This window comes from Methylobacterium ajmalii (genome assembly GCF_036448855.1).
Classification (GTDB): domain Bacteria; phylum Pseudomonadota; class Alphaproteobacteria; order Rhizobiales; family Beijerinckiaceae; genus Methylobacterium; species Methylobacterium ajmalii.
Genome location: NZ_JAZFXT010000063.1, coordinates 45,160 through 70,842, shown reverse-complemented (window position 1 = coordinate 70,842; position 25,683 = coordinate 45,160). Strand labels below are relative to the sequence as shown.

Annotated in this window: 22 protein-coding genes; 9 read left to right on the top strand and 13 right to left on the bottom strand. The window is 73.4% G+C overall.

Annotation, left to right across the window (positions count from 1 at the left end):
* Window positions 1–76: 76 nt before the first annotated feature.
* The 3 genes from V3T34_RS25615 to V3T34_RS25605 form a co-directional block, all read right to left on the bottom strand.
* Window positions 77–985 (bottom strand): class I SAM-dependent methyltransferase, encoded by a 909-nt coding sequence (locus V3T34_RS25615; protein WP_091885686.1) that lies wholly within the window; start codon window positions 983–985, stop codon window positions 77–79.
* Window positions 982–2,994: a glycosyltransferase family protein gene (locus V3T34_RS25610; protein WP_305076844.1), complete on the bottom strand. Its 2,013-nt coding sequence runs from the start codon at window positions 2,992–2,994 to the stop codon at window positions 982–984. The genes V3T34_RS25615 and V3T34_RS25610 overlap by 4 nt, the downstream gene beginning before the upstream one ends.
* Before the next feature lie 606 nt (window positions 2,995–3,600).
* Window positions 3,601–5,541, bottom strand: a complete 1,941-nt coding sequence (locus V3T34_RS25605) for an SDR family NAD(P)-dependent oxidoreductase (RefSeq protein ID WP_305076843.1) — start codon at window positions 5,539–5,541, stop codon at window positions 3,601–3,603.
* A gap of 149 nt (window positions 5,542–5,690) precedes the next feature.
* Here V3T34_RS25605 and V3T34_RS25600 point away from each other — a divergent pair, with 149 nt between their 5' ends.
* Together V3T34_RS25600 and V3T34_RS25595 are read left to right on the top strand one after the other, a co-directional pair.
* The gene (locus tag V3T34_RS25600; RefSeq protein WP_305076842.1) at window positions 5,691–7,286 is read left to right on the top strand and encodes a GMC family oxidoreductase; all 1,596 of its coding nucleotides are present in this window, start codon (window positions 5,691–5,693) and stop codon (window positions 7,284–7,286) included.
* A gap of 44 nt (window positions 7,287–7,330) precedes the next feature.
* Window positions 7,331–7,807 (top strand): ureidoglycolate lyase, encoded by a 477-nt coding sequence (locus V3T34_RS25595; RefSeq protein WP_305076841.1) that lies wholly within the window; start codon window positions 7,331–7,333, stop codon window positions 7,805–7,807.
* Between the two features lie 4 nt (window positions 7,808–7,811).
* Here the strand turns inward: V3T34_RS25595 and V3T34_RS25590 are convergent, their stop codons facing one another.
* The 7 genes from V3T34_RS25590 to V3T34_RS25560 all read right to left on the bottom strand — a co-directional run bounded on the left by V3T34_RS25590 (window position 7,812) and on the right by V3T34_RS25560 (window position 13,678).
* Entirely contained in the window at window positions 7,812–8,585 is a 774-nt protein-coding gene (locus V3T34_RS25590; protein WP_305076840.1) for a DUF4198 domain-containing protein, read from the bottom strand.
* Window positions 8,586–8,955: 370 nt separating this feature from the next.
* A complete protein-coding gene (locus tag V3T34_RS25585) occupies window positions 8,956–10,260 on the bottom strand; it encodes a CCA tRNA nucleotidyltransferase (RefSeq protein ID WP_305076839.1) in 1,305 nt (434 codons plus the stop codon).
* Window positions 10,257–10,514, bottom strand: a complete 258-nt coding sequence (locus V3T34_RS25580; RefSeq protein ID WP_060850770.1) for a DUF6111 family protein — start codon at window positions 10,512–10,514, stop codon at window positions 10,257–10,259. The genes V3T34_RS25585 and V3T34_RS25580 overlap by 4 nt, the downstream gene beginning before the upstream one ends.
* A gap of 118 nt (window positions 10,515–10,632) precedes the next feature.
* On the bottom strand, window positions 10,633–11,292 hold the full coding sequence (locus V3T34_RS25575; protein WP_305076838.1) for a CoA pyrophosphatase: 660 nt from the start codon (window positions 11,290–11,292) through the stop codon (window positions 10,633–10,635).
* Entirely contained in the window at window positions 11,289–11,888 is a 600-nt protein-coding gene (locus tag V3T34_RS25570; protein WP_091885665.1) for a DUF1285 domain-containing protein, read from the bottom strand. The genes V3T34_RS25575 and V3T34_RS25570 overlap by 4 nt, the downstream gene beginning before the upstream one ends.
* Before the next feature lie 72 nt (window positions 11,889–11,960).
* Window positions 11,961–13,070: a hypothetical protein gene (locus V3T34_RS25565; RefSeq protein WP_305076837.1), complete on the bottom strand. Its 1,110-nt coding sequence runs from the start codon at window positions 13,068–13,070 to the stop codon at window positions 11,961–11,963.
* A gap of 176 nt (window positions 13,071–13,246) precedes the next feature.
* Window positions 13,247–13,678: a PaaI family thioesterase gene (locus tag V3T34_RS25560; protein ID WP_060850766.1), complete on the bottom strand. Its 432-nt coding sequence runs from the start codon at window positions 13,676–13,678 to the stop codon at window positions 13,247–13,249.
* Window positions 13,679–13,796: 118 nt separating this feature from the next.
* On the opposite strand from V3T34_RS25560, the gene V3T34_RS25555 reads away from it, so the two are divergent.
* Window positions 13,797–14,243 carry a PaaI family thioesterase gene (locus tag V3T34_RS25555; protein WP_060850945.1) on the top strand — a complete coding sequence of 149 codons (447 nt, stop codon included), beginning with the start codon at window positions 13,797–13,799 and terminating at the stop codon, window positions 14,241–14,243.
* Between the two features lie 45 nt (window positions 14,244–14,288).
* Here the strand turns inward: V3T34_RS25555 and V3T34_RS25550 are convergent, their stop codons facing one another.
* Window positions 14,289–14,645 carry a c-type cytochrome gene (locus V3T34_RS25550; RefSeq protein ID WP_060850765.1) on the bottom strand — a complete coding sequence of 119 codons (357 nt, stop codon included), beginning with the start codon at window positions 14,643–14,645 and terminating at the stop codon, window positions 14,289–14,291.
* A 252-nt stretch (window positions 14,646–14,897) separates the two neighbouring features.
* Here V3T34_RS25550 and V3T34_RS25545 point away from each other — a divergent pair, with 252 nt between their 5' ends.
* Together V3T34_RS25545 and V3T34_RS25540 are read left to right on the top strand one after the other, a co-directional pair.
* Window positions 14,898–16,331, top strand: coding sequence for an FAD-linked oxidase C-terminal domain-containing protein (locus V3T34_RS25545; protein ID WP_060850764.1), 1,434 nt, complete (start codon window positions 14,898–14,900; stop codon window positions 16,329–16,331).
* Window positions 16,328–18,103, top strand: a complete 1,776-nt coding sequence (locus tag V3T34_RS25540; protein WP_305076836.1) for an SWIM zinc finger family protein — start codon at window positions 16,328–16,330, stop codon at window positions 18,101–18,103. The genes V3T34_RS25545 and V3T34_RS25540 overlap by 4 nt, the downstream gene beginning before the upstream one ends.
* 3 nt (window positions 18,104–18,106) lie before the next feature.
* Here the strand turns inward: V3T34_RS25540 and V3T34_RS25535 are convergent, their stop codons facing one another.
* Window positions 18,107–18,952 carry a 23S rRNA (adenine(2030)-N(6))-methyltransferase RlmJ gene (locus V3T34_RS25535; protein ID WP_305076835.1) on the bottom strand — a complete coding sequence of 282 codons (846 nt, stop codon included), beginning with the start codon at window positions 18,950–18,952 and terminating at the stop codon, window positions 18,107–18,109.
* Between the two features lie 175 nt (window positions 18,953–19,127).
* A complete protein-coding gene (locus tag V3T34_RS25530) occupies window positions 19,128–20,543 on the bottom strand; it encodes a M20 family metallopeptidase (protein WP_305076834.1) in 1,416 nt (471 codons plus the stop codon).
* A gap of 627 nt (window positions 20,544–21,170) precedes the next feature.
* Here V3T34_RS25530 and V3T34_RS25525 point away from each other — a divergent pair.
* From V3T34_RS25525 to V3T34_RS25510, 4 genes are all read left to right on the top strand, one after another.
* Window positions 21,171–22,868 (top strand): methyl-accepting chemotaxis protein, encoded by a 1,698-nt coding sequence (locus V3T34_RS25525; protein WP_305076833.1) that lies wholly within the window; start codon window positions 21,171–21,173, stop codon window positions 22,866–22,868.
* 313 nt (window positions 22,869–23,181) lie between these two features.
* The gene (locus V3T34_RS25520) at window positions 23,182–23,580 is read left to right on the top strand and encodes a DUF350 domain-containing protein (RefSeq protein WP_060850759.1); all 399 of its coding nucleotides are present in this window, start codon (window positions 23,182–23,184) and stop codon (window positions 23,578–23,580) included.
* A gap of 8 nt (window positions 23,581–23,588) precedes the next feature.
* On the top strand, window positions 23,589–24,284 hold the full coding sequence (locus tag V3T34_RS25515) for a DUF1190 domain-containing protein (protein WP_305076832.1): 696 nt from the start codon (window positions 23,589–23,591) through the stop codon (window positions 24,282–24,284).
* The gene (locus tag V3T34_RS25510; RefSeq protein ID WP_305076831.1) at window positions 24,284–25,450 is read left to right on the top strand and encodes a glutathionylspermidine synthase family protein; all 1,167 of its coding nucleotides are present in this window, start codon (window positions 24,284–24,286) and stop codon (window positions 25,448–25,450) included. Before V3T34_RS25515 ends, V3T34_RS25510 begins: the two co-directional genes overlap by 1 nt.
* The last annotated feature ends 233 nt before the right edge of the window (window positions 25,451–25,683 follow it).

The window sequence follows — 25,683 nt, the reverse complement described above, 5'->3', positions numbered from 1 at the left end:
CAGCCGGCGCGCGGGCGTGCCGCGGCCGGACGCGGGGGCTCCGGTGCAGCGGAGGGCTGCCGCATCGCCGCGGCGCTCACGGCGCGGGCTTCTCGATCTCGAACACGAAATGCGTGCAGAACAGCAGCCGCAGCAGGTTGATCATCCGGATGTCGAGGCCGAGCCGCCGCCCGGTCTCGATCAGGCTGCGGTGGACGACGCCCTCGGGGCCCATCATGGCGTTGAACGGCGTGTCGTCGCTCGCCGTCAGGGTGATCAGCAGGCGCCGCAGCAGGAACACGAAGGCGTCGTGCTTCGGGTCGACCCGGGTCAGGCGCAGGCCGGCGCCCTGCGCCGCCACCTTCAGGCCGTAGGGCGTGAAGTTGAAGGTGCCGTAATCCTGCATCTGCTCCAGATAGGCGACCTGGCCGATCAGCTTGCCGCCGGGGCGCAGCACGCGGGCGATCTCGCCGAAGCTGAGGTCGACGTGCTGGACGTGGTGGAGCACCACCATCGCCCAGACCACGTCGAATTCCCCGTCGGCGAAGGGCAGCACGCGCCCGTCGTAGAACCGCACCGCGTCCCCGAGGCGGCCGACCTCGTCCCGGACCGTGCCCGAGACGCTGTCGAGGTAGTCGACGCCCTGCCACGCATAGCCGAGCGATTCGATGAAGGGCCGGCTGTGCATCGCCCCGCAGCCGAAGTCGAGGAGCCTCGCGCCGGGGCGGAAGGCGGCGGCGAGCAGGTCCTCGGCCGAGCGCGCCTCCAGGCTCTCCCCGTCCACCGCCGGGCCGACCTCGTGGTAGAACGAGCCGTCCATCGCCAGCGTCGTCGCCCGGGCGGTGATCGCTTCGATGAGGCGCGCCAGCAGGGCGTCGAGGGTGTCCGGAACCGGCTCGGGCGCCGGGATCGGTGCCGGCGCCGGCGGCCTCCCTCGATCGGGGTCGAGGCGTCGGGCGAGGGCGCGGCGCAGGGCGGTCAGGCTGAAGCGGTCCGGGTCGGTCATCGCGGCGTCCCGATGCGGAGGGATTCGATCGCCGCGCGAAGGTCGTCCGCAGCGGCCTCATGCGAATGGTGCGCGGCGGCGCGGGTGGCGGCTGCGGCCCCGATCGCCGCGCGCAGGTCGGGCCGCGCCACGAGGGTGGCGAGGCCGTCCTCCCAGCCGGCCGCGTCGGCGGCGAGCCGGACGTCGACCCCGTCCGCCAGCGCTTCGCGATGTCCGGGCGTATCGCCCGCCAGGGTCGGGATCCCGAGGCGCGCGGCGGCCAGCCAGCCGGTCGCCGAGAGGCAGCCCTCCGCCTCGCTGCCGTCGGCGAGGACGATGTTGAGGTCGCTGTCGCGCAGCGCCGCGTCCCGGTCCGGAGCGGGCCCCCGCTCGGCGATGCGGTCGGCGAAGGGCGCGAACGCCTCGTCGAGGATGGCGAAGCCGGCGGTGGTGAGCCGGACCCGCGGCTCCCGTCGCAGGGCGCCCAGCAGCGCCGCGCCCGCGGGATCCGACGCCCGCAGGGTCGTCGTCCGCGGCGCGTGCAGGAACAGCCGGACCTCGCCGCCCGGGCCCTGCGGCCGGTGCCGCGGTCCGGGTTCCGGCGCCGCCGCATCCCGGACGACGAAGCTGCGCCCGGTCGCGACGACCCGGTCGAGGTGGCGCGCCAGGGCGCGGGTCGGCGCGAGGCCGTGGTCGCACAGCGTCGCGGCCGCCCGGTAGAGCGCCACCCCGAAGACCAGGTCCTCGTGGACCCGCTCGCCGATCCGGCCCTCGAAGGCCGGGAGGGGCGGCGGGGCGAGGCGCGGGTCGATCGTCAGCTCGTCGGTCTCGTACAGGGTCGGGACGCCGAGGCGCCGCGCCCGCACCAGGGCCTGCACGACGGTGGGCCAGGCCGGCATCCGCACCACGATCGCGGCCCGCGCCTCCGGCAGCGCCGCCTCGAAGGCCCGGACGGTGCCGAGATCGAAGACCCGGACCGCGTGGCCGAGGCCGCCCAGGAGCGCCACGGTCCGCTCCAGCCGGTGCCGGGCGCCGTCCGGCAGGCCGTCCGCCAGGATCAGGACGAGGGGGGTGGCCGGGTCCGCGCGGGTCCCGGCCGGCAGGCAGGCGGCCGACAGCGCGGCGACGCCGCGCACGGCCTCTGCCAGGAGCGCGTCGCCCTCCTCCCGGCGTCCCTCGGTGTAGAGCGCCCGGACGGCCCGGCCGCGCTCGGCGAAGTACGCTTCGGTGACGTCGCGGGCGAAGGCCTCGCCCGCCGGGGCGATCCGGGCGAGCGCCGGCGGCAGCCGCGCGAACAGCCGCGGCCAGGCGCCGCGCGCCGCGGCGGCGGCGAGGGCGCCGCGCAGGATGGCCTCGTCTCCCTCCTCCTGCGCCAAGAGATCGTCGTAGAGGTCGAGGGCGGCGCTCCAGGCGCCCGCCCGGCCGTAGGCCTCGGCGAGGCGCACCCGGGCGGCGGGGGACGGGGCGTGCGCGACGGCGAGCTCGTAGGCCCGGATCGCGGCCGGATGGTGCCGGTTGGCAAAGTGATCGGCGACCGCGCCGAGGAACGCGGCGGCGTCCTCGCCGTAGGGAATGTGGTCCCCGACCTCGGTGAAGCCTTCGTCGAGGAAGTGGGCGAGCGCCGCCCAGCGATGGGCGGCGGCGCGCGGGTAGAGGCGGGTGTAGGAGCGCCACGGGAAGGCCGCGGGGTAGCCGGCGAGGGACAGGCCGAGCCGGCGCAGATGCGCGGTCTGGTTCCCCGGGGTGCCGTCCGGCCCGCCCTGTGCCCGCCAGGCGTCCAGGCAGGCCGCGTCCTCCGCATGGGCGAAAGCGGGATGCGTCTCGCGGAAATGATCGGGGTCGAAGCCCGCGACCTGGTCCGGCCGGTAGGCGAGGCCGGCGAACCGTCCGACGGCGCGGTAATGGCGGGCGGCCTCGTCGTCCGGGAGATGCGCGACCCCCGGGTTCCGGTCGCGGTAGCCCTGCGGGTCGAAACCGTCCGGCAGGCACGCGAGGCCCGCCCGATCCGGATCCGCGGACCGATCCCGCATCCCCTCCTCCGGCGGGAAGGGCTGCCCGGCGACGTTCGGTCCGTGCCCGGCAGCGCGGATGCCGAGCATCGGGTCAGTATCGACACGGCCGGACCGGCTCGCGTTGCTGTCCTGTGTTGCCGGGCGGTTGCTCCGAAGCAGGCGAATGTGTCTCGTAACGTTCTTGATGAGCTTCATAACCTGCCGCACAAGACGAGACCGACGACGGAAGTCCGAATGAAGTTCTTTGATGTCTAACGCGAGGCGCTATCAGACTCGATGTATCGTGTAAAGACAAGATTGCGGCATCGACTGCTTCCCGGCGCAACGATGCGTAGTTTGCGGCCGGTATAGCCGATGTACATGCAGAACAAGAAAATGTCGGCGAGCGATTGCAATTTTGGATTGTATCGGAAGCGCGACGTTTCGCTGCGGCTGAGCGTGTGCCGACGCTTCCCGGCGGTCCGCACCACGAAAGCTCCGGGACGAACCGAGGCGGCGAAGCGTGCGGTCCCGCGAAGGTTGCGTGGACGGCAGGGCGGATAACTCGGCTTCCCGCATCCGCAGCGAGGGCCCGCGGTTCGCGCCGGGATCCCTTCGGCGCCGGCAGGCCCGGGGCCGCGGGCCTCAGCCGGCGTGCGAGAGCCGCGCCGCCTCGCCGGCGGCCTCGTGCCGCACGAGGAAGTCCGGGATCGCCTCGCCGAACACCGCGTCGGCCGCCGCCCGGTCGTCCGCCGTCACGGCCGCGGCGAGGCGGTCGAGCCAGGACGACAGCTGGGCGCGGTCGGCGAAGATGGGCTTGGCCGCCATCACGCCGTCGATGCCTTCGAGGTTCACCATCGGCTCGTCGCGGGCGAACAGGATCTCGTTCAGGCGCTCGCCCGGGCGGGCGCCGGTGACCACCACGTCGATGTCCTCGCCGGGCTCGAAGCCGGCGAGCCGGATCATCCGCTCGGCGAGGTCGCGGATGCGCACCGGCTGGCCCATCTTCAGCACGTAGACCGCCGCGCGCTGGTCGCCGGCCTGCGGATCGCGGGCCTCGCGGTCGGCGTGGGAGGCGGCGGTGAGCACCAGATCGGCGGCCTCGCGCACGGTCATGAAGTAGCGCACCATCTCGGGGTGGGTGAGCGTGACCGGGCCGCCGCGGGCGATCTGCGCCTTGAACACCGGCACCACCGAGCCGACCGAGCCGAGCACGTTGCCGAAGCGGACCGCGACGAGGCGGGTCTCGGCGGGCGCGCGGCCGGCATCGAGGGCCTGGGCGTACATCTCGGCGAAGCGCTTCGTCACGCCGAGCTGCGAGACCGGCTCGATCGCCTTGTCGGTCGAGATCATCACGAGCGCACGCGCACCCGCCGCCAGCGTCGCGTCCGCGACGTTGACCGAGCCGAAGACGTTGGTCTTGATGCCCTCGCTCCAGTCGCGCTCCAGGTAGGGCACCTGCTTGAGCGCGGCGGCGTGGAAGACGGAGTCGGGCCTGAAGTCCGCCAGCACCCGGAAGAGCCGGTCGCGGTCGCGGATGTCGGCGATGACGCCGCTCAACCGGTCATTGCCGGAGAGGCCGGGGCGGCTCAGGACCCCGTGCAGGGCGGGTTCGGAACTCTCCAGCACCAGGACGGCGCTCGCCCCGAAGGCGAGCGCGCGGGCGCAGATCTCCGAACCGATCGAGCCGCCGCCGCCGGTGACGACGACCCGCTGCCCGGTCAGGAAACGCTCCAGCCGCGGCCGGTCGATGGCGACCGTCGGGCGCAGGAGCAGGTCCTCGATCTCGATCGGGGCGAGCTCGGCCCCGCGCCCGGCATCGCCCAGGCTCGTCACCCGGGCGAGCGGCAGGCCGAGGCGGCGCGCCTTGGCGATCAGCGCCTCCGGCTCGGCCTCGGGCGCGAGCGCGCTCGGGGTCGCGACGAGGCGGCGGATCGGCACGCCGCGGGCCGCCATCCCGGCCACCACGTCCTCGAGGTCGCAGACCGCGCCGAGGACCGGCACGCCGCGCATGGTCTGGCCCTGCTCCTCGGCCCGGGGCGAGAGGATGCCCTTCGGGTCGAGCTTGCGCACGGCGCCCGATTCGATGGCGCGGAGCACCACCTCGATGTCGTGGCCGCGCCCGATCAGCAGGGTGGGCGTGCTGGCGGCCCGGGCCGCGCTCTGGCGCGAGCGGCTGTATTTCAGGTAGCGGAACGCCAGCCGCGGCCCGCCGAGCAGGAAGATCTGCAGGACGAAGTAGAGGCCGATGGCGATCTTGCCGAAGAAGTAGATCCCGAACAGGACCGGCGAGACCAGCACGTAGTCGAGGACGAGCAGCAGCAGCGTGAGCACCGCCACCGCCCGCACGATGTTGGCGAGATCCGGCAGCGAGGCGAAGCGCCACTTTGTCCGGTAGAGCCCGAAGGCACGATAGACCAGGCCGGCGCAGGCCACGAAGGGCGGCAGCAGCAGCGGCAGGTGGGCGAGCCGTTCGGCCAGCAGCGGGCCGTCGAACCGGATCGCGAAGGTGAGGAGCACGGCGAGGGCCGTCGCCACGAGGTCGTGGGCGATGATCGTCGCGGTCTTGAGGATCTGTCTGCGCATCGGGAGCCGGGCGCGGTATCGGCCGGGGCTCCCGCGGTGTCAACGCGGGGGGAGGGGTGCGTGCGCCGCGCGGGCCGTGTCCCGGTTGCGGGATCGCCGCCGGCCCGAGCCCGGCCTATAACGACGGGAACGAACAGCCCGGGGGGAGCATGGACGCGTTCGACTTCGTCATCGTCGGCGGGGGCACGGCGGGCTGCGTGCTGGCCGACCGCCTGAGCGAGGACGGCCGCCACCGCGTGCTGCTGCTGGAGGCCGGCGGCGAGGGGAGGGGGTTCTGGGTCGGCATCCCGGCCGGATTCCCGAAGCTCCTCACCGGCGCGGCCTTCAACTGGCGCTTTGCCACCGAGCCGGAGCCGAACACCCACGACCGGACCATCGTGGTGCCCCGCGGCAAGGGGCTCGGCGGCTCGACGCTGATCAACGGCATGATCTTCGTGCGCGGCCAGCCGCAGGATTTCGACACCTGGGCCCAGGCCGGCAACCGCGGCTGGAGCTGGTCCGACGTGCTGCCCTATTTCCGCAAGCTCGAGCATTTCGAGGGTGGCGACCCCGCCTTGCGCGGGCGCGACGGCCCGCTCCACGTCACCCGGGTCGGGATCAGGAACCCCCTCGCCGATGCCTTCATCCGGGCCGGCACCGAGGCCGGCTACCCCGAGAATCCCGACTATAACGGCGCCTCGCAGGAGGGCTTCGGCTACTACCAGGCCAACCAGCGCAACGGCCGGCGCTGGAGCGCCCGGGACGCCTACCTGACGCCCGCCCGCCGGCGCCCGAACCTGACGGTGCGCACGAACGCCCACGTCCTGCGCCTCGACCTCGACGGCACCCGCGCGACCGGCGTCACCTACCGGCGCGGGGGACGCGAGGAGCGGGTGGAGGCGCGGGCCGAGGTGATCCTGGCGGCGGGCGCCGTGCAGTCGCCCCACCTCCTCGAACTCTCGGGCATCGGCAGGCCGGAGGTGCTGGCGGCGGCCGGCCTGCCCGTCCGCCACGCCCTGCCGGGGGTCGGCGAGAACTACCGCGACCACTACGCCACGCGGATGAACTGGCGGGTGAAGCTGCCCGTCACCCTCAACGAGGCGACCCGCGGCTGGCGCCTCGGCCTCGCGGTCGCGCAATACGCGCTCACCCGCCGCGGCATCCTCACGCTGGGCACCGGCCTCGCCCACGGCTTCGTGCGCACCCGGCCCGAGCTGGCGGGTCCCGACGTGCAGTACTTCTTCATGCATGCGAGCTACGCCAACGCCGCCGACCGCACCCTCGACCGCGAGCCCGGCATGACGATCGGCGTGACGCAGCTGCGCCCGGAATCCCGCGGCACCATCCACGCGGTCTCGAGCGACCCGTTGCGCCCCCCGGCGATCCGCCCGAACTTCCTGAGCGTGCGCGGCGACCAGGAGGCCCTGATCGAGGGCATGCGCATCGCCCGCCGGGTGATCGACCAGCCGGCCATGGACCCCTACCGCGCCCACGAGCTCGCTCCCGGTCCGGGCGTGCAGTCGGACGACGAGTGGCTCGATTTCGCCCGGCGCAACGGCCAGACCATCTATCACCCGGTCGGCACCTGCAGCATGGGCCGGGGGCCCGAGGCGGTGGTGGACGAGCGCCTGCGGGTCCGCGGCATCGCGGGCCTGCGGGTGATCGACGCCGCCGTGATGCCGACCGAGGTCTCGGCCAACACCCAGGCCGCCGTGATGATGATCGCCGAGAAGGGGGCCGACATGGTGCGCGAGGATCGCCGCTGAGCTACGCCACCGGGAATGAGGATATCCTTCCTGGAGCCGCCGCCATGCGCACCCTTCCGATCGCGCCGATCACCCCGGAGGCCTTCGCGCCCTACGGCACCCTGCTGGTCGGCCCCGCCGCCGGCCCGCGCCAGGACCGGGCGGCCGAGGTCGAGAACGGGCGGCCGGACGTGCCGCTCAACCTCGCGCTGATCCGGAGCGAGCCCTTCGCCGCGACGATGCCGCTGCGCCGGCTCGAGCGGCATCCGCGCTCGGCGCAAGCCTTCCTGCCGCTCGCCGTCGGCGACTACCTCGTGGTGGTGGCGCCGGATGCCGGGGGCCGGCCGGACGAGGCGGGCTTGCGCGCCTTCCGGGTCCCGGCCGGGACCGGCATCGTCTATCGCAGCGGCGCCTGGCACGCCCACATGACCACGCTGTCCGCCCCCGGCACCTTCGCGATGCTGGTCCACGAGGATGGCGGGCCGGAGGATTGCGTGTTCGCGCCGATCGAGCCCGTCTCCGTGGACCTGGCGGAGGCGTGAGGCGTCAATTCACCGACGGCTCGTCGAGGCGGAACGCGAAGGTCGCGGTGTAGACGTCCTCGTCGGCGAGGGTGGGGGTGGCGGAGGGGCTGACCGTCTGGCTCACCGTCAGCACCTGGCTGCCGGCCTTGCGGATCGGCACCGTGGCGATGCCGTCCTGGTCGGTGGCGTAGGCCGGCAGCCCGGCCCGCTCCGGCTCCATGCCGCTGTCGCCGTAATAGAGGTCGGCCCCCGGCAGCGGCGCCCCGCGAAACAGCACCCGGACGCGGATCGCCCCGGCGGTCGGGCCCGGCACCTCCACCGGCACGATCTCGAGCGTGTGGCCGACCACCCGCAGCCAGGGCGCGCCGGGGCCGAAGGCCGCCTTGGCGTATTTCACCGACCAGCGGCTCTCGCGGGCCTCCGCCACCAGGCGCCGGCTCGAATTGACGGTGGTGCCGTCGCGCAGGGTCGACCAGTAGCCGGAATCGTAGGTCGCCGCGACCAGCGTCCGGCCGGGCTTCGTGCCGAGGGGGGCCAGCAGGGCCGGCGGCACGTCCGGGGGCGCGGGCTTGAGGCCGGCGCGCAGACCGTTGGCGCCATCCTGCGTCAGGGCGACGAGCTCGATCAGCTTGGGCAGGCTCGGCGCCCGGCGCTTCGAGGCGTGACCGTAATTGACCCGCACCTGCGGCACCGAACCGATGGTGCTCAGGGTCAGCCACAGCTCGTGCGCCCCGGCGCGGGCCGGACCCCCGAGGACGAGGGCGGCGGCCAGGGTGGTGCGGAGCAGGGGCAGCATCGGTGATCGAACTCCTCGGGCCGGCACCGGGGCCCGTCGGCCCCCGAAGGCGCCAAGGGCCATCGGCCCTCGGATGCGTCAAGGGCGGTGAGGCCCCTGCGTCGGATGCAAGGCCGACGCCGTCGCAACGCACCATAACGCGTCGGGCGCGAAACGGCTCCCCGGCAGGTGCCCTCGGGGCGGATTCCCTTCTGGCGGAGGCCCGCCCCGTCGTCCGTCTCGGGTCGGCTTTGCCTGCCGGTCGCGCCGCGAATCGGTCGTGCCGCCCGCCAGCCCGGACAGGGCCGGCGCCCCGGCGGCGCGCGCCGTCATCGTCCCCACCGTCACCGCGCTCCGCACCTTCCCGCCTCCCGTCCGGGCGAGCCCGGAATCAGTTGTCGTGAGAGCTTTGCGAACGGGCGGTGTCGTCGCTCGTTCCCCGGGCCGGTCCTCCGGCCGCCGCGAGGGCGAGCGCGGTGAGCCGCCGGCGTGCCGCCGCGTCGGTCGGGCAGCCTTCCGTCAGCCAGGCGTGGCGGGCGGCCGCGAGTCCCTGCCCGAGCCCGCGGCCGGGCGGCGCGCCCGCCGCCACCAGGGCGGCCCCGGTCACGGGCAGGACCGGCGCCCGTTCCTCCCCGGCGGCGAACCGGGCGAGGAGCCCTCCGGCCTCGCGGGTCAGGACCGGCCGTGGCTCGCCTTCCAGAACCAGGGCGGCATCGGCCGCGGCGACAGGCCCGTGCAGCGCCACCAGGCGGCGGATGTCCGGCTCCGTCAGGGGAGCGAGAGCCCCGTGCAGCGCGGACTCGGCCCCGGCATAGAGGAGGAGCCGGGCGTGCTCGGCCTTCGACAGGCGCAACGTCTCGCGCAGCCGCTCGGCATCGGCGGCCGAGCGTACCGCCAGGGCGGCGAGGCGGCGCACCGGGTCGGGCGCCGGCTCCGCCGCGGCAAGCCGCGCGAGGCGGCCGAGATCGCCGACCCCGCCGGTCAGGCGCTGCAGCAGGCCCGTCTGCGACAGGACGGCGACGACGGCGGGCGCGCCGCGGGCGACGAGGAGCTTCAGCAGTTCCCCCCGCACCCGCTCGCGCGAGAGGAGCGCCAGCCCGTCCCGGGCCGCGATCGCGGCCGACAGCCCCTCCGCGTCCGGGGCGCCGGCGCCGTAGCGGGCGTGGAAGCGGAAGAAGCGCAGGACCCTGAGGTAATCCTCGCGGATGCGCTGGCGCGGCTCGCCGATGAAGCGCACCCGGCCGGCCGCGAGATCGGCGAGCCCCCCGACCGTGTCGTGGATCCGCCCGTCCGGCGTCGCCGAGAGGGCGTTGATGGTGAAGTCGCGCCGGGCGGCATCCTGCGCGAAGTCGCGGCCGAAGCGCACCACGGCGTGGCGCCCGTCGGTCTCGATGTCCTCGCGCAGGGTCGTGACCTCGAACGGCTCGCCCTCCACCACGACGGTCACGGTGCCGTGCGCGATGCCGGTCGGCACGGGCTTGAGGCCGGCCGCGCGGGCGCGCGCCACCACCTCCTCGGGAAGCAGGGTGGTGGCGAGGTCGATGTCCTCGACCCTTCGGCCGAGCAGCGCGTCGCGCACCGCGCCGCCGACGAGGCGGGTCTCCTCGCCGGGCGCCTCGAGCGCCGCGAGCACCCGGGTGAGGCGCGGCCGCGCCAGCACGGCGCGCAGGGCGGCCTCGTCGAGGGCAGGGCTCACCGGAACTGTCCCGGCACCACCCGGCCGTTCTCGATATGGGTCGGCACGAAGCCGTCCCGGTGCCGCTCGGCGGTGAGCGCCACCACGACGAAGGACAGGATCACGAAGGCGGCCCCCGCGATGGCGAGCCGCGTCGCCTGCTCGCTCCAATGCGACCAGAGCAGCGGGTTGCGCCGGCTCACCACCAGCCAGCCGGCGAAGACCACGAAGGGCAGGAGGAACAGGAGGACGTCGTCGATCAGCGCGCGGGCCATGGATGTCTCATGCTGTCGCGCCTCGGCATCGATGCCGAGGCGTCCGGCGCATCGGCGCCGACGCCCGTTCGGGCTTGCCTTGCACCGTCGAACGGAGCCGTTCGACGGTGCGGCGGTCTCACTCGTCCCCGTCGCGGAGCCGGTCGTAGAGGTTGCGTACGATGCCGGCGGTGACGCCCCAGATGTAGCGGTCGCCGAAGGGAATCGCGTAGTAGCGCCGCTGGCGCCCGCGCCATTCCCGGCTGTGCAGGGCGTGGTTGGCCACGTCCATCAGGAAGGCGAGCGGCACCTCGAAGGCTTCCGCCACCTCGTGCGGGTTGAGCGTCAGGCGCGCGTCCGGCGCCACCAGCCCGACCACCGGCGTCACCAGGAAGCCGGTGCCCGAGAGGTAGGGGTCGAGGTAGCCGAGCGGCGTCACCGCCGCCGGGTCGAGGCCGACCTCCTCCTCCGCTTCCCGCAGCGCGGCGGCGAGGGGGGAGGGGTCCGCGGGATCGATCTTGCCGCCGGGAAACGCGATCTGTCCCGAATGGTCGCGCAGGTGCGGCGAGCGCAGGGTGAACAGCACCGACACGCCGTCGTCGCGCGGCACCACCGGCACCAGCACGGCGGCGCGCCGGGGCGGGCGCGACAGGGCGGCCTCCAGCACGTCGGGTTCGAGGTCGTGGTCCCCCCGCGGGTTCGCGGTCGAATCCTCCGGGCCCGGCGGCTCGGGCCGCAGGCGGGCGCGGGCCCTCTCGAGGAAGCGGTCCAGCGCGGTCGGCGCGGCGAGGTCGGTCACGACAGCTCGGTCGATCGCGCGAGGCGGTGGAAGCGCCCGCCGGCGGCAAGGCCGAACCACCGCTCGCCCGCCTCCTCGCGCTCCTCGCACAGCGCGACGAGGTCGTAGGCCAGCGCCCTCGTGATCCGGGCCCAGAGGCCGTGGCGCACGGCGATGTAGGGCTTGAACCCGCCGTCCCGGTCGCGCTCGACCCGCAGCGGGTGGGCGTCGTCCAGGGGCACGACGTCGTCGAGGTTGGTGCGGAACGCGATCACCCGGTCCTCGCCCTCGCCCTCCACCGCCATCTCGACCGCCAGGAAGGCCGCGTCCTCGACCTCGATCCCGACCCGCTCGACCGGCGTCACCAGCACGGTGCGCCCGTCGGGATCGCGGCGCAGGATGGTGGAGAAGAGCTTGACCAGGGCCGGCCGGGTGATCGGGCTGCCGTTGTAGTGCCAGGTCCCGTCGGCGGCGATGCGCAGCGGGATCTCGCCGCAATAGTCCGGGTTCCAGCGCTCGACCGGCGGCGGACCGCGCCGGCCCGCCTCCGCGCCGAGCGCCGCGGTCAGTCGTTCGAGGACCCCGCCGGGCGGGCTGCCGTTCGGATCGTGCGTCATCCCGCTCGATATAGCGGACCGGGGCGGGTTGTGTACGGGGACCTGTTGCCGGCCTGCCGGGTGCCCTGCCGGTCAGGGCCGGACCGGTCGGAAGAGTGGAAGGAGGGGAGGCCAGTTCATGAACCAGGACGGGAGGGCGACCACTGGTGCTGCTGACCGTGCAGGACTTGTCGAGATCAGCGAGTCGACCGCCATGGCTAGCGGAATCATCGTGTTGGTGCTGTGATGGGCGATCAGCCACGTCTTCGGTTCGTGACCCCAGGAGTTCAGGCGGCCGAGGGCGTCGATCCGTCCGAGAAACTGATCGTATGTGGCCTTGGTCCCGTCCTGATTCACCGTGCAGCCGAACGTGACGACGGACAGCGTGTCGGTGATCGGCGAAGCGAGCGAGCGGATCGCGTTGGCGATGGCGAGCGCGCCCTTGCTGTGGCCGACCACCCGGGTGATGCCGATGTTCCGCTGAAGGATGGCGTGGAGCGTGTCAGACCCGACGCTGCCTTGCCGGAAGACCGGCGCGGCGGTGTCAGGGTTTTGCTTGCCGTCGGGGAGGCTGGCGAGGAGATTCCGGCCGACGCCCGCCAGGTGAGGCGCGGCGGCGGCGAGCCATTCCTGGGTCTGGCTCCTGATCCAGTCGTGCAGGCCGAAGCCGAACCAGCCGCCAAGGGCTTGGTATGCCACATCCGCCAAGCCGTAGCCCGGCACGATAGCCACAACCGGCTCGCCCAGGGCCTTCGAGATTCCCCACGCGAATGCGACCGAGCCCAGGGCGGAACTGCCGACTCCCGTGAGGGTCACGGTGCGCAGGTCGTCGCGCTTCGTCCCGGCCTCGTTGAGGAACTGGGCGACGTCCCTGTAGGGCGGATACACGTACGGTGGGTTGGCTGCGTCTACCACGAGGATCGCGCCCTCGGGATTCGTCAGAGCGCTGAGATCGAGATGGGTGATCGCTCGGGCCATCTGCGGCGAGGCGCCTACAGCGAGGGCACCCGCACTGCCGATGGGCGTTGTCATGCCGGTCGCGATCTGTTGGCCGCGATCCTGGAGATCTTTGTATAAAACGCCGACATCGTAAAAAACAATGTCGAGCGCGGTGTTGCTAAGGCGAAATGTTCGCAGGAACGGCTCGATCGCGGCTTTCTGAGCTTCGTAGATGGACAAATCGCTGATCGTTGCGGTCGACATGCTACATTGTCCTCTTGTCACTTTCGGAATCGAAAAGCAAGAGGTGTGCCAGTCGTCTCAGTAGGTTGCGGGCCTTCCCGTGCGTCGTCACTACGGTAAGCGGAATGGAAGTCTGATTATTGTCCCGCGACCACCACGATCCGGCTCGACGCCGGCGCTACGATTACGAGCGGGACTCACTCTGCACCCGCCTGCGGCCGCCGCCGCAGGATCTTCCACACGCCGGTGGCGGTCGCGACGATGCGGCCCTCGCAGCGCGCGTCGCCGCGCAGGAAGACCAGGCTCTGCGTGCGCTGCACCACCTCGGGCGTCATCGTGATCGTCTCGCCGATCCGTGCGGCGGAGACGAACTGCATCTCGAACTGCACCGTGACGCAGTTCGCCCCGCCCGCGGCCCGCATGGCGGTGAAGCCCAGCGCCCGGTCGGCGAAGGTCATCGTCATGCCGCCCTGGACCACGCCGATCAGGTTGGCGTGCCGCGGCTCGGCGCGGAACGCGAAGTGCAGGGTCTCGCCGTCCTCGCGCAGGAGCACCGGGCCGACCAGGGCGATGAAGCCCGGATCGTCGAAGGCGCGCCAGCCGGCCGGGTCGGAATCGGGGGAGCTCATGGACGTCTCGGGGCTCGAGGGCGCTGGACAGCGCGGCCGTGGCCGTGCCTCAACGTCCCTACACAACAAGCCGGGGGGAGGCCCAGTGCCCGTGACGGACCAGACGCCAGAGGTGCCGATGCACGCCGTTCCCGAGGAGATCGGACGCCGCGTCCGCGCCAGCTTCGACAGGCAGGGCCTGATGCGGACCCTCGGGGCGACGCTGGAGGCGGTCTCGCCCGGCGCGGTCGAGATCGCGCTGACGCCCGGTCCCGGGGTGTCGCAGCAGCACGGCTTCGTCCATGCGGGAGCGGTGAGCGCCATCGCCGACAGCGCGGCGGGCTACGCGGGCCTGACCCTGATGCCCCCCGGCGCCGGGGTGCTGACCGCGGAGTTCAAGATCAACCTGCTCGCCCCGGCCGCCGGGGAGCGCCTGCGGGCGCGGGGCCGGGTGGTCAAGGCCGGCCGCACCCTGACGCTGGCGCAGGCCGAGGTCTTCGCCGAGAGCGCAGGCCGCGAGAAGCTCGTCGCGCTGCTCACCGCCACCCTGATGGCCGTGCAGGACCGCGACGGCATCGGCGATTGAGACGAAAAAAGGCCCCGGCGAGCGCCGCCGGGGCCGGAACGAGCCTTACTTCTGGGTCTCGAGGTAGGCTTCCAGGTCCTTGATCTTCTTGTCGTCCTTGACGCCGGCGAAGATCATCTTGTTGCCGGGGACCTTGGCCTTCGGGTCCTTGATGTATTCCATGAAGGTGGCCGAATCCCAGGTCAGGCCGGAATTCTTCATCGCGGCCGAATAGTTGTAGCCCTCGTGGGTGCCGGCCTTGCGGCCGATCAGGCCCTTGAGGTCCGGGCCGACGCCGTTCTTGCCGAAGGCGTGGCAGGCCTTGCACGTCGCAAAGACCTTCTCGCCGGCTGCGGCGTCCTGCGCCTGGGCGGCAAAGGGGACGAGGACCGCCAGGGCGGCACCGAGGATGAGCTGACGCATGAGGTTCCCTCCAACGGACGTCGTTCGCGACGGACCTAGGGCATATGGCCCAGCCTGCTGTTTGGACCAGTTAAAAACGCCGGCCCCTCGCTTCGGCTCCCGTGCGGCGAAAAGAAGCTCTGCCGCGGCAAAGCGCAATCGGACCAAGGTGCGAGGGATGACGACGTCTGGGCGTCGCGATGCCCCTCCGGTAGGGTGGCGGCGAATGACGGCCCGCGAGACAGGCGCCGACCCGAGCCGAGAGGACACGCCATGACCATCGCCTTCCCGCTCCCCGATCCCGCGATCCTCGCCCGCCGCGACGCGATCGTGGACGGCCTGCGCGGCCTGGTGGCGCCGGAGGCCCTGGTGACCAGCGAGGACGAGCGCCGCGCCTTCGAGACCGACGGGCTCACCGCCTACCGCAAGATGCCGCTCGCCGTGGTGCTGCCCTCGACGACCGAGGAGGTCTCGGCGGTGATGCGCTACTGCCACGAGCAGGGCGTGAAGGTGGTGCCCCGCGGCGCCGGCACCTCGCTCGCCGGCGGCGCCATCGCGCAGGAGGACGCGGTGATCCTCGGTGTGGCCAAGATGACCCGGGTGCTCGACGTCGATTTCGGGAACCGCGCCGCCCGGGTCCAGGCCGGCATCACCAACCTCGCCATCAGCGCCGCGGTCGCGCACGAGGGCTTCTTCTACGCCCCCGACCCGTCGAGCCAGCTCGCCTGCACCATCGCGGGCAACATCGCGATGAACTCGGGCGGGGCCCACTGCCTGAAATACGGCGTCACCACCAACAACCTGATGGGCGTGACCCTGGTCATGGTCGACGGCACGGTGGTGGAGATCGGCGGCGACCATCTCGATTCCGCCGGCTACGACCTCTTGGGCCTCGTCTGCGGCTCGGAAGGCCAGCTCGGCATCGTCACCGAGGCGACGGTCAGGATCCTGCGCGCAGCCGAGGGCGCACGCCCGGCCCTGATGGGCTTCGGCACGGTCGAGGATGCCGGCGCCTGCACGGCGGCGATCATCGGGGCGGGCATCATCCCGGTGGCGATCGAGTACATGGACCGCGAGGCGATCACGATCTGCGAGGCCTTCGCGCATGCCGGCTACCCGCTCGACGCCGAGGCGATGCTGATCATCGAGGTCGAGGGCTGCAAGGAGGAGTGCGACGCGATGCTTGACCGCATCGTCGAGATCGCAAAGCCGTTCAACCCGACGAGCCTCAAGGTCTCGCAATCCGAGGCCGAGAGCGCCGCGATCTGGAAGGGCCGCAAGTCGGCCTTCGGCGCGACGGGCCGCATCTCGGACTACATCTGCATGGACGGCACCATCCCGACCGGGCAATTGCCGCGCGTGCTCGAGCGCATCGGCGAGATCACACAGTCCTACGGGCTGCGCTGCGCCAACGTCTTCCATGCCGGCGACGGCAACCTGCACCCCCTGATCCTGTTCGACATCAACACACCCGGCGAGATGGAGAAGGCCGAGGCCGCCGGCGAGGAGATGCTGAAGCTCTGCGTCGAGGTCGGCGGCTGCCTCACCGGCGAGCACGGCGTCGGCATCGAGAAGCGCGACCTGATGAGCTACCAGTACAACCCGGAGGACCTGCACCAGCAGATGCGGGTGCGGGCGGTGTTCGATCCGGCCTGGCTGATGAACCCCGCCAAGGTGTTCCCGCTGGAGGGGCGGATCGCCGCGTGAGGGGCAAGCGGGGCGGCCAGGCGGGCGCCGCGCCCACTCTGCCGGACGAGGCGACGATCAAGGCGCTCGCCGACCCGAAGGTGTTCGAGCGCGGCCGCGCGGTGCTGCGCTCGGGCGCCGTCTCCGCCCTCGTGCGGCGGGGCGAGGAACTCACCGCCGCGGTGGCGGGCAGCGAGGATGCGCCCTACCGGGTCGCGATCCGCCTGAAGGACGGCACCGTTGCCGATCATCGCTGCACCTGCCCTTACGAGTGGGGCGGCGCCTGCAAGCATGTCGTCGCCACCCTGCTCGCCGCCGCCGTGCCCGGCGCCGTGGCCGAGCGGCCGACCCTGCGCACCCTCCTCGGCGATCTGCCGCGCGAGGCCCTGGCGGATCTCCTGGTGCGCCGGGCCGCGGCCGATCCCGACCTCGCCGGCTGGATCGAGGTCGAGATGGCGACGGTCCCGGGCCGGGGCGCCGTCGATCCGGCGCCGGTCGCCGCACAGGCCCGCACCCTCCTCGCCCACCAGGCGCGGCGCGGCTACTGGGACGACTACGAGGCCCACGGCCCGGCCGACGCCCTGAAGGAGCTGGTCGGCAAGGCGGTGCCGTTCCTGGAGGCCGGCGACGGGCGCAACGCGCTCGCGATCCTGGTGTCGGTGGCCGAGCCGTTCGTCGAGCAGTGGCTCGGCGAGATGGCCGAGACCGACGAGGAGATGGACCTCCTGTTCGACGACCTCGGGCGGATGATGGCCGAGGCGGTGCTGACGAGCGATCTCTCGGAGGAGGAGCGCGACGACCTGTTCGAGACGGTCGAGGGCTGGCATGCCGAACTCGCCGAGTACGGGCCGGAAGGCTTCTCGATCGTCACCGCGGCGCTCGCCGCCGGCTGGGACGCGCCGTGGCTGCGCGCCGTGCTCGCGGGCGAGGCCGGAGCCGCGCCGCCGCGGGCCGAGCGGGAGTCGGGCCTCGTCGCGGTGCGCCTGAGGGTGCTGGCGGCGGCCGGCCGCACCGATGCCTACCTCGCCCTCGCCCGGGCCGCCGGGGACGAGGCGGCCTGCGCCGAGATGCTGGTGCGCCTCGGCCGGATCGACGAGGCGGTGGCCCACGCGGTCGAGCGCATCGCCGATCCCGACGCGGCCCTCGCCCTCGCCCGCCGCCTGCACGCCGCCGGGCATCCCGATCCGGCGCTCGACGTGGCGCAGGCGGCGTTGCGCCGGGCGGCAGCACCGCGCGGCGGCCCGGCCCTGTCCCTGGCGCGCTGGCTGCGCGACGAGGCCCATGCGCGCAAGCGCCGCGACCTCGCGCTCACGGCGGCCCGCGCCGCCTTCGCGCAGGGCCTTACCCTCGCCGATTACGAGGCCGCCCGGACGGTCGCCGGCAAGACGGGCTGGGACCCGGTCCGCGACGACCTCCTGGCCCTCCTCGCCGGGGCGGATCGCGCGCGCGACCGGATCGAGATCCTGCTGGAGGAGGGGCTGGTCGGCGACGCGATGGCGGCGGCCGAGGCCGGCCGCGACGGGCGGGGCGACGAGGCGGTGCTCCTGCGCCTCGCCGAGGCGGCGCTCGACCGCGACCCCGCCTGGGTCGTCGACTTCGCCGAGGCGCGGGCAAAGCCGCTCCTGACGGAGGGACCCGACACCTACGAGCGCGCCGCCGCCTGGCTCGCCCGTGCGAAGCGGGGCTACCTGGCGCAGGGCCGGCAGACGGCGTGGTCCGCGCGGATCGGCGACCTGGCCGCCGAGAACAAGCGGCGCCACAAGCTCAGGCCGCTCTTGGAGGCGCTGCGCTGAGCCTCAGGCCGGCGGCCCGAGCGCCGCGCAGCGGAAGGCGCCGTAGCCGCCCTGCGCCAGGCGCTCGGCGAGCGCCGGCAGGACGGCGTCGGCCTCCTCGCGCAGGGTCCAGGGCGGGTTGACCACGATGAGGCCGCTGCCGCTGAGCCGCGCCGGGTCGGGCCGGTGGACCAGGAGGTCGAGGCGCAGGGCGGGCCGGGGCAGGGCGGCATCGAGGGCGGCGGCCATCCGGTCGACCGCGGCGACGTCCTTGATCGGGTACCAGGCGAGGTAGGTGCCGGTCGCCCATTTCCCCACCGCCTTGAGGAGGTCGCGGCCCAGCCGCTCGATCTCGCCCGGCACCTCGTAGGGCGGGTCGATCAGGACGAGGCCGCGGCGCTCCTTCGGGGGGATCAGGGCGGGGAGCGCGGTCCAGCCGTCGAGGGCCAGCACCTTCGTGCGCGGGTCCTGGTTGTAGCGCCCGTGCAGCACCGCGCCGTCGGCCGGGTGCAGTTCGACGAACACTCCCTGGTCGCCCGGGCGCAGGAACTCGCGGATGATCGCGGGCGAGCCCGGATAGATCGTGTCGCCGTGGCGCGCCCGGACCGCCGCCACCGCCGCCCGGTAGGGGGCGAGCAGGGCCTCGACCGGGTCCGGGAAGGGCGCGTCGAGCCGGCCGATGCCGTCGTGCCACTCGCCGGTGCGGCCGGCCTCGTCGGCGGTCAGGTCGTAGAAGCCGAGGCCGGCATGGGTGTCGATCGCCCGGAACGGGGTCGCCTTGCGCTGGAGATGCGCCAGCACCCGCGTCAGCACCCAGTGCTTGAGCACGTCGGCGTGGTTGCCGGCGTGGAAGGCGTGGCGGTAGTTCACGGCGCTCGGGTCCTCGTCCCGCCGTCGCGGCGGTGCGCGTCCTTACCCCATCGCCCCGGCCGGGGGCGAGGGGGCGGGGCCGTAGCACCCCTCGCGCGATCTTCGATCGCGCCTCCCCCTCGGGTGAGGGGAGGCGCGCTTTGTTTCCGTTCGTGCGAGCCAGGCGGAGCCGGGGTCAACCCGCCGCCCTCCGCCCGTCCCGGATCGTCGGCCCGGTCTCGGCGAGGTCCCAGAACAGGCCGGCCATCAGCCCCAGTGCCTCACGGGTCGAGGGGCCCAGCAGGTGCTCGTCGGGGGCGTGCTGCGAGCAGGCCGGGTAGGAATGCGGCACCCACAGGGTCGGCAGGCCGAGGATCTCCGAGAAGGCGTCGTTCGGCAGCGAGCCGCCGAGATTCGGCAGCAGCGCCGGGCGCTTGCCGGTGCTGGCCTCGATCGAGGCGAGCGCCCAGCCCACCCAGGGGTCCTCGACCGGCAGCCGGGTGGCGCGAAACACCTCGGTGCGGGTCGCCCGCACCTCGACCATGGGGTAGCCCGCCGCGTCGAGGTGGCGGCGGATCGCCGGCACGACGCCCTCCCAGTCGGTGCCGACGACGAAGCGCAGCTGCATCGTCGCCTTGGCCGAGGGCGGCACGGCGTTCTGCGGGCCATCCGGATCGCCGCACTTGAAGGCCAGCACTTCGAGGGTGTTCCAGCCGAAGACCCGCTCGGCCGGGCTCAGGCCCGGCTCGCCCCAGCCCTCGTCGATCGCGGGCGCGTTCGGGTCGCCCCCGACGGTGATGTCGGCGAGCGCCGCGCGCACGCCGGCGGGGATCGGCGGCGGGCGCAGGGCGTCGAGGAGGATTTGTCCGCGCCCGTCGACGAGGCTCGCGATGGCGCTTGCCAGCACGGTGCCGGGGTTGCGCAGCAGCCCGCCCCAGTTGCCGGAATGGTGGCCGCCCTCGCGCAGGTCCGCGACGAGCTCGAAGGTGACGCCGCCGCGCGAGCCGAGGAACAGCGTCGGCCGCCCGGCCTCGATCCGCGGCCCGTCGGAGGCGATGAGGAGGTCGGCGGCGAGCGCGTCCTTCTCGGCGCGGCAGACCGCGTGCAGGCCCGGCGAGCCCGCCTCCTCGCCCATCTCGACCAGCAGCGTGACGTTAAAGCCGAGCTGTCCGCCGCGGGCCTGCATCACCGCCTCGAGGGCGGCGAGGTTGATCAGGTGCTGGCCCTTGTTGTCGGCGGTGCCGCGCCCGTACCAGCGCTCGCCCTCGACCACGACGTCGAGCGGGTGCAGGCCGGCGCGCCACTGCTCGGGGTAGTTCCGCACCGTGTCGCCGTGGCCGTAGGTCAGCACCGTCGGGAGGTCGTCGCCCTCGTGCCGGGTGGCGATCAGGAACGGGCCGCGGCCCGCCTGCGGGTTGTCGAGGAGGCGGGTCGCGAAGCCGAGCCGCGTCACCGCCGGGATCACGAACTGCGTGAGGTAGGCGGCGAGCGCCGGCCCCTGGTCCGGGGCTTGGCTCTCGGTCGGCAGGGCGACCGCCCGGCGGAGCACGGCGAGGAAGCCGCCGTCGTCGTAGTGCCGGTGGGCCAGCGCGATGGCGTCGCGTCGCGACATGGGAACTCTCTTTGGTTCTGAGCGGGCGGAGAGACGGCGCCCGCGCACCACCCACCCGCACGCGGCCGGTTTCGATCGTCCGTAGCGGCGTCGGGCCCGCCCGGTCGAGGGCTGCGTCCGTCCGCCTGGGCGCGTTGCCGCGACTTGCACCATGCCAGGATGTTGCGCAGATCCGGTCGCAGCAAGACGAATTCGGCGATGGCTCCGTTGCCGAGACGGCAAGGCACGGCGATGCCGACCACGGCGTTGCGCTGCGTCCCGACTGCGCGCGCGGCGGCGCTGCCGCCGGTCGGGGAGCGGGGAGCCACCCCGGACCGCGTCGAAGCTCTGGCCGCGGCGGGGCGGTCCTGCCTGCCGCGCGCCGTCGCGTGGCGGCCCGCATAGGCCGGACGTTCTAGTCTGTCCGTCGATCGAGCCATTTTTTTGAGCTTGGATTAGGCGGTATAAGGACTATATCCACGATCATTCCAAAACAAACATAGTTTCTTTGAGCAAATAAAAACAAAATTAATCTTCGTTCGACGATAGGTCGGGCCGATAGAGGAACTTATGCCTATTTTTGTCCCGGAGATGCGTCGGAAGCGGCGCCGGCCGGGCTTCTTGCGCCGCAACGGAGACCGATTCCCCATGCTCGCCCAGCTCCCGCACCTGCCCGCGATCTCCCTCGCCGTCCGCAGCGGCGCGATCGGGACCCTCGTCCTGGCGTCGGCGGTCGCCGTCCTTGCCGGGATCACGATGCAGGACGTGGAGGCGGAGATGCGGCATCAGGCGGCGAGCGCCCTCGACGGTGGCCTTCGGCTGCTGAAGCAGACTCTCGTCGACGAGGGCGGCTCGACCGTCTTCGCGGTGCGGGACGGAGCGCTGACGGTCGGCTCCCACGTCGTCGGGGCCGCCGAGCCCGCCGTCGACCGGGTGCGCGCGGTCCTGGGCGGCACCGCGACGGTGTTCCTCGGCGACATGCGGGTCGCCACCACCATCACCAATCCCGACGGTTCGCGGGCGGTCGGCACGCGGCTCGCGCCGGGGCCCGTCCACGAGGCAGTGCTTGGCCGGGGCGAGACCTATCGCGGCGAGGCCGCGATCCTCGGCGTCCCGCACCTCGCCGTCTACGAGCCGATCCGAGACGCCGGCGGGCGCGTCGTCGGCATCGTCTATGCCGGGGTGAAGAAGAGCGAGTACTACGCGCTGATCGACCGCATCCGGACGAAGTCCGCCGGGCTCGCCGCGGCGCTGGCCCTGGCCGGGGCCGGCATCCTCTGGCTCAGCCTCAGGCGGGCCGTGGCTCCGCTGCACGCACTCGACCGCGCCATGCGCCGGCTGGCGGCCGGGGACGTCGCGACCGCCATCCCGGGCGCGGGCCGGCGCGACGAGATCGGCACGATGGCCGCCGCCGTCCAGGTGTTCAAGGACGGCCTGGTCCACGCCCGGGCGCTGGAGGCGGAGACGGTGCGGACGCGCGCTTCGGCCGAGGCCGAGCGCCGGGCCGGCATGCGCCGGATGGCGGACGCCTTCGAGCAGGCGGTCGGCGGCATCGTCGGCCGGGTCTCGGCCTCGGCCACCGACCTCCAGGCCACCGCCCGGGCGATGTCCGCGACCGCGACGCAGACCGCCGCGCAATCGACCGCCGTCGCGGCGGCGGCCGAGGAAGCTTCGTCGAATGTCGGCACGGTGGCGGCGGCGGCCGAGGAGCTCGGCGCCTCGGTCCAGGAAATCGGCCGCCAGGTCGACGGCTCGGCCCGGCTCGCCCGGGTCGCCGTGGCGGAGGTCGGCGAGAGCGCGGCCCGGGTCCGCGCCCTGACCGAGGCGACCGCGCGCATCGGCGACGTGGTCGGGCTGATCGCCTCGATCGCCGCGCAAACGAACCTGCTCGCGCTCAACGCCACCATCGAGGCCGCCCGCGCCGGCGTGGCCGGCCGCGGCTTCGCGGTGGTCGCCGCGGAGGTGAAGGAACTCGCCGGCCAGACCGCCCGGGCGACGCAGGAGATCACCTCGCAGATCGCCGCGATCCAGGCCTCGACCGGCGAGGCGGCCGAGGCGATCGGCGGCATCACCGCGCGGATCGAGGAGATCGCGGGCGTCGCCACCTCGATCGCCGCGGCGGTCGAGGAGCAGGGCGCGGCGACCCAGGAGATCGTCCGCAACGTCTCCCAGGCGGCGGCCGGCACCGGCGAGGTCACCGGCACCATCGCGGGCGTGGCGGGCGCCGCCGAGGAGACCGGGGCGGCGGCCTCCCAGGTCCTCGCCTCGGCCTCGGCCCTGTCGCGCCAGTCCGAGCACCTCTCGGCCGAGGTGGCGCGCTTCCTCGCCACCGTCCGGGCGGCGTGAGGCGCGAGGCCCGGATCGGCGCGGAGCGCGACGGCGGCGATGCCGCAAAGATGTCTCGGGCGCGGGCGAGTCGTGCGCGATGTCGTCGTCGGCCCGGCGACGGCATCTCCGCCGCGGCGGAGTTGACGTGCCCCACCCGCTTGACGATGATCGGAGCCACGGGCCGCCGGGATGCTGGCGATGCGCCCGGCGAACCGGCGCCGCGTGCCGGGCTCGACTGGGCGGACGGTTTCCGCCCGGCGCGATCGACGGGGTTTCGCTTGGTCTCCCATCCGTTCGACGAGAGGCGCGCCGTACGGACGATCGCGCGCCGATGACCTCGATCGCCGGGCTGCCCGATTTTCTCGTCTATCTCGGCACGGCCGCGCTCCTGACCGGCCTCTATCTCGTCGTCTACACCTTCGCCACGGCGCATAACGAGCTGGCGCTGATCCGGCGGGACGTGACCGCGGCCTCCGTCTCCCTCGGGGGCAGCCTCGTCGGCTTCGCCCTGCCGCTGGCGGTGGCGATCTACAACGCCCGCTCGGTCCTCGACTGCCTGGTCTGGGGCCTCGTCGCCCTGGTGGTGCAGGTCGGGATCTACTGGCTGGTCCGCCTCGCCCTGCCGGACCTGTCGCGGCGGATCGAGGAGGACCGGATGGCCGCGGCGGTGCTGCTCGGCGCCGCGTCCCTGGCCGGCGGCGTCGTGAACGCCGCCTCGATGACCTATTGAGGCGCGCGATGGGCGACGCACCCGGCCGGGATCCCGGCAAGGACGCCGAGGCCGAGTCCGTCCGGCGCATGAAGCGCTCGGCGACGATCTCCCTGGTGCTGGTCGCAGGGGCGGGGGCGGCGGCCTTCGGGCTCGCCCGCCTCGATCCCTCGCAGCGCGAGGAGGACGCCCTGGTCTACGGCACAGTCGGTGCCTGCATCGCCGAGGGCCGGCGCAAGCCCGAGGATTGCACCGCCGCCGAGGCGGCGGCGCGCCGGGCCTACGCGGCGACCGCGCCGCGCTACGAGACCCTCGCCGATTGCGAGCGTCACCACGGGCGCGGCGGCTGCGTGCCGGGCGCGACGGTGACGGCGGAGGCGCAGGACCGCTCCCTGCCGGCGATGGCCGCCTTCATGCTGGGAGCGGAGGGGCAGGACCTGCTGGCCCAGCCGCTCTACGCCCACGCCCCCGAGGAGGAGCGGGAGGCGCAGGGTGGCGCCCATGGCGGCTCCCACGGCGGGCACGGGTTCGGCTACTGCACCGGCACGGGCGCCCGGATCGTGCCGGTCTCCGGCTCCTCGCGGGTCCACGTCCCGTCCACGGTCGCCCGCGCCCCGGCGACGGCCCCGCGGCTGATCGCCCGCGGCGGCTTCGGCGGCACCGGGCGGGCTGTGGCGGCCGCGGGCGGGCACGGGACCGGCCACGCCGGCGGGTCCGGCGGCTGATGCGCCGCGTGGCGACGCCCGAGCGGCCCGACTGGCGCACGCACGCGGCGCGTGCCGGCTTCCACTTCCACTCCTTCGACGGCGCGCCCTACTGGGACGAGAGCGCCTACTACGCCTTCGGCCTCGCCGAGATCGAGGAGGAGATCGAGGCGCCGAGCCGTGCGCTGCACGACCTCTGCCTCGCCTTCGCGGCCCGCGCGGTCGAGGACGAGCGCATCCTCGCCTCGCTGCGGATCCCCGAGCATGCCTGGGACGCGATCCGGGCGAGCTGGCGCCGGGGCGATCCGGCGCTCTACGGGCGGCTCGACCTCTCCTACGGCGGCACCGGACCGGCCAAGCTCCTCGAATACAACGCCGACACGCCGACCGCCCTCTACGAAAGCGCGGTGTTCCAGTGGCTCTGGCTCGAGGACGGGCTCGCCCGTGGCCGCCTGCCGGCGGGGTCCGACCAGTTCAACGCCCTGCACGAGCGGCTGGTCGCGCGGCTCGCCGCCATCGGGCGCCGGCTCGGCACGTCGAGCCTCGCCTTCACGTGCTTCGCCGACGCGCCCGAGGACCGCGGCACGGTGGCCTACCTGCAGGATTGCGCCCTCCAGGCGGGCCTCGCCGCCCCGTTCCTGCCGGTCGAGGCGATCGGGCTCGACGGGGACCGGTTCGTCGACGAGGCCGGAGCCCCGATCGACGCCCTGTTCAAGCTCTATCCGTGGGAATGGATCTTCGCCGATCCGTTCGGCCGGGCGGTCGGCGCCGCGCCGACCCGCTTCATCGAGCCGCCCTGGAAGGCGGTGCTCTCGAACAAGGGGCTGCTCGCCCATCTCTGGGCGATGGCGCCGGGCCACCCGAACCTGCTGCCGGCCTATTTCGAGGAGGACCCGGACAAGGCCGCCCTCGGCGCGAGCTTCGTGAAGAAGCCCCTTTATGCCCGGGAGGGCGCCAACGTGCTGATCGTCGAGGACGGCGCGGTGGCGGCCCGGGCCGAGGGGCCCTACGGCGCCGAGGGCTTCGTCCGCCAGGGCCTCGCGCCCCTGCCGCGCTTCGAGGGGCGCCACGTCCTCGTCGGCAGCTGGATCGTCGGCGACGAACCCGCCGGCCTTTGCCTGCGCGAGGCCGACGGGCTCATCACCACCGACCGCGCCCGCTTCGTGCCGCACGTCATCGACCCGTGATCCGGCCCGTGCCCGTACGCAACGCCCCTCGGGTGGGCGCCGCCGCCTCGGACTGGTCGACCCCTCTCTCGTTCTGATCCCGACGTCGTCACGCCCGCAATCATGGATTTTTCTCCGCTCAACGACGCGCCGTGATCGATGGGATCGTGTCTGGGTTGTTGGGAAAGACTTCCTGGTTTCGCATCGTGGCGCAATGACTGCCGGACCAGTTCCATTGGGTTCGGCAACGGCGA

Bases quoted from the DNA above. Each gene is read 5' to 3' on its own strand.
- V3T34_RS25615 (WP_091885686.1), bottom strand. From the start codon at position 985: ATGACCGACCCGGACCGCTTCAGCCTGACCGCCCTGCGCCGCGCCCTC.
- V3T34_RS25610 (WP_305076844.1), bottom strand. From the start codon at position 2,994: ATGCGGGATCGGTCCGCGGATCCGGATCGGGCGGGCCTCGCGTGCCTG.
- V3T34_RS25605 (WP_305076843.1), bottom strand. From the start codon at position 5,541: ATGCGCAGACAGATCCTCAAGACCGCGACGATCATCGCCCACGACCTC.
- V3T34_RS25600 (WP_305076842.1), top strand. From the start codon at position 5,691: ATGGACGCGTTCGACTTCGTCATCGTCGGCGGGGGCACGGCGGGCTGC.
- V3T34_RS25595 (WP_305076841.1), top strand. From the start codon at position 7,331: ATGCGCACCCTTCCGATCGCGCCGATCACCCCGGAGGCCTTCGCGCCC.
- V3T34_RS25590 (WP_305076840.1), bottom strand. From the start codon at position 8,585: ATGCTGCCCCTGCTCCGCACCACCCTGGCCGCCGCCCTCGTCCTCGGG.
- V3T34_RS25580 (WP_060850770.1), bottom strand. From the start codon at position 10,514: ATGGCCCGCGCGCTGATCGACGACGTCCTCCTGTTCCTCCTGCCCTTC.
- V3T34_RS25570 (WP_091885665.1), bottom strand. From the start codon at position 11,888: ATGACGCACGATCCGAACGGCAGCCCGCCCGGCGGGGTCCTCGAACGA.
- V3T34_RS25565 (WP_305076837.1), bottom strand. From the start codon at position 13,070: ATGTCGACCGCAACGATCAGCGATTTGTCCATCTACGAAGCTCAGAAA.
- V3T34_RS25560 (WP_060850766.1), bottom strand. From the start codon at position 13,678: ATGAGCTCCCCCGATTCCGACCCGGCCGGCTGGCGCGCCTTCGACGAT.
- V3T34_RS25555 (WP_060850945.1), top strand. From the start codon at position 13,797: ATGCACGCCGTTCCCGAGGAGATCGGACGCCGCGTCCGCGCCAGCTTC.
- V3T34_RS25550 (WP_060850765.1), bottom strand. From the start codon at position 14,645: ATGCGTCAGCTCATCCTCGGTGCCGCCCTGGCGGTCCTCGTCCCCTTT.
- V3T34_RS25545 (WP_060850764.1), top strand. From the start codon at position 14,898: ATGACCATCGCCTTCCCGCTCCCCGATCCCGCGATCCTCGCCCGCCGC.
- V3T34_RS25530 (WP_305076834.1), bottom strand. From the start codon at position 20,543: ATGTCGCGACGCGACGCCATCGCGCTGGCCCACCGGCACTACGACGAC.
- V3T34_RS25525 (WP_305076833.1), top strand. From the start codon at position 21,171: ATGCTCGCCCAGCTCCCGCACCTGCCCGCGATCTCCCTCGCCGTCCGC.
- V3T34_RS25520 (WP_060850759.1), top strand. From the start codon at position 23,182: ATGACCTCGATCGCCGGGCTGCCCGATTTTCTCGTCTATCTCGGCACG.
- V3T34_RS25515 (WP_305076832.1), top strand. From the start codon at position 23,589: ATGGGCGACGCACCCGGCCGGGATCCCGGCAAGGACGCCGAGGCCGAG.
- V3T34_RS25510 (WP_305076831.1), top strand. From the start codon at position 24,284: ATGCGCCGCGTGGCGACGCCCGAGCGGCCCGACTGGCGCACGCACGCG.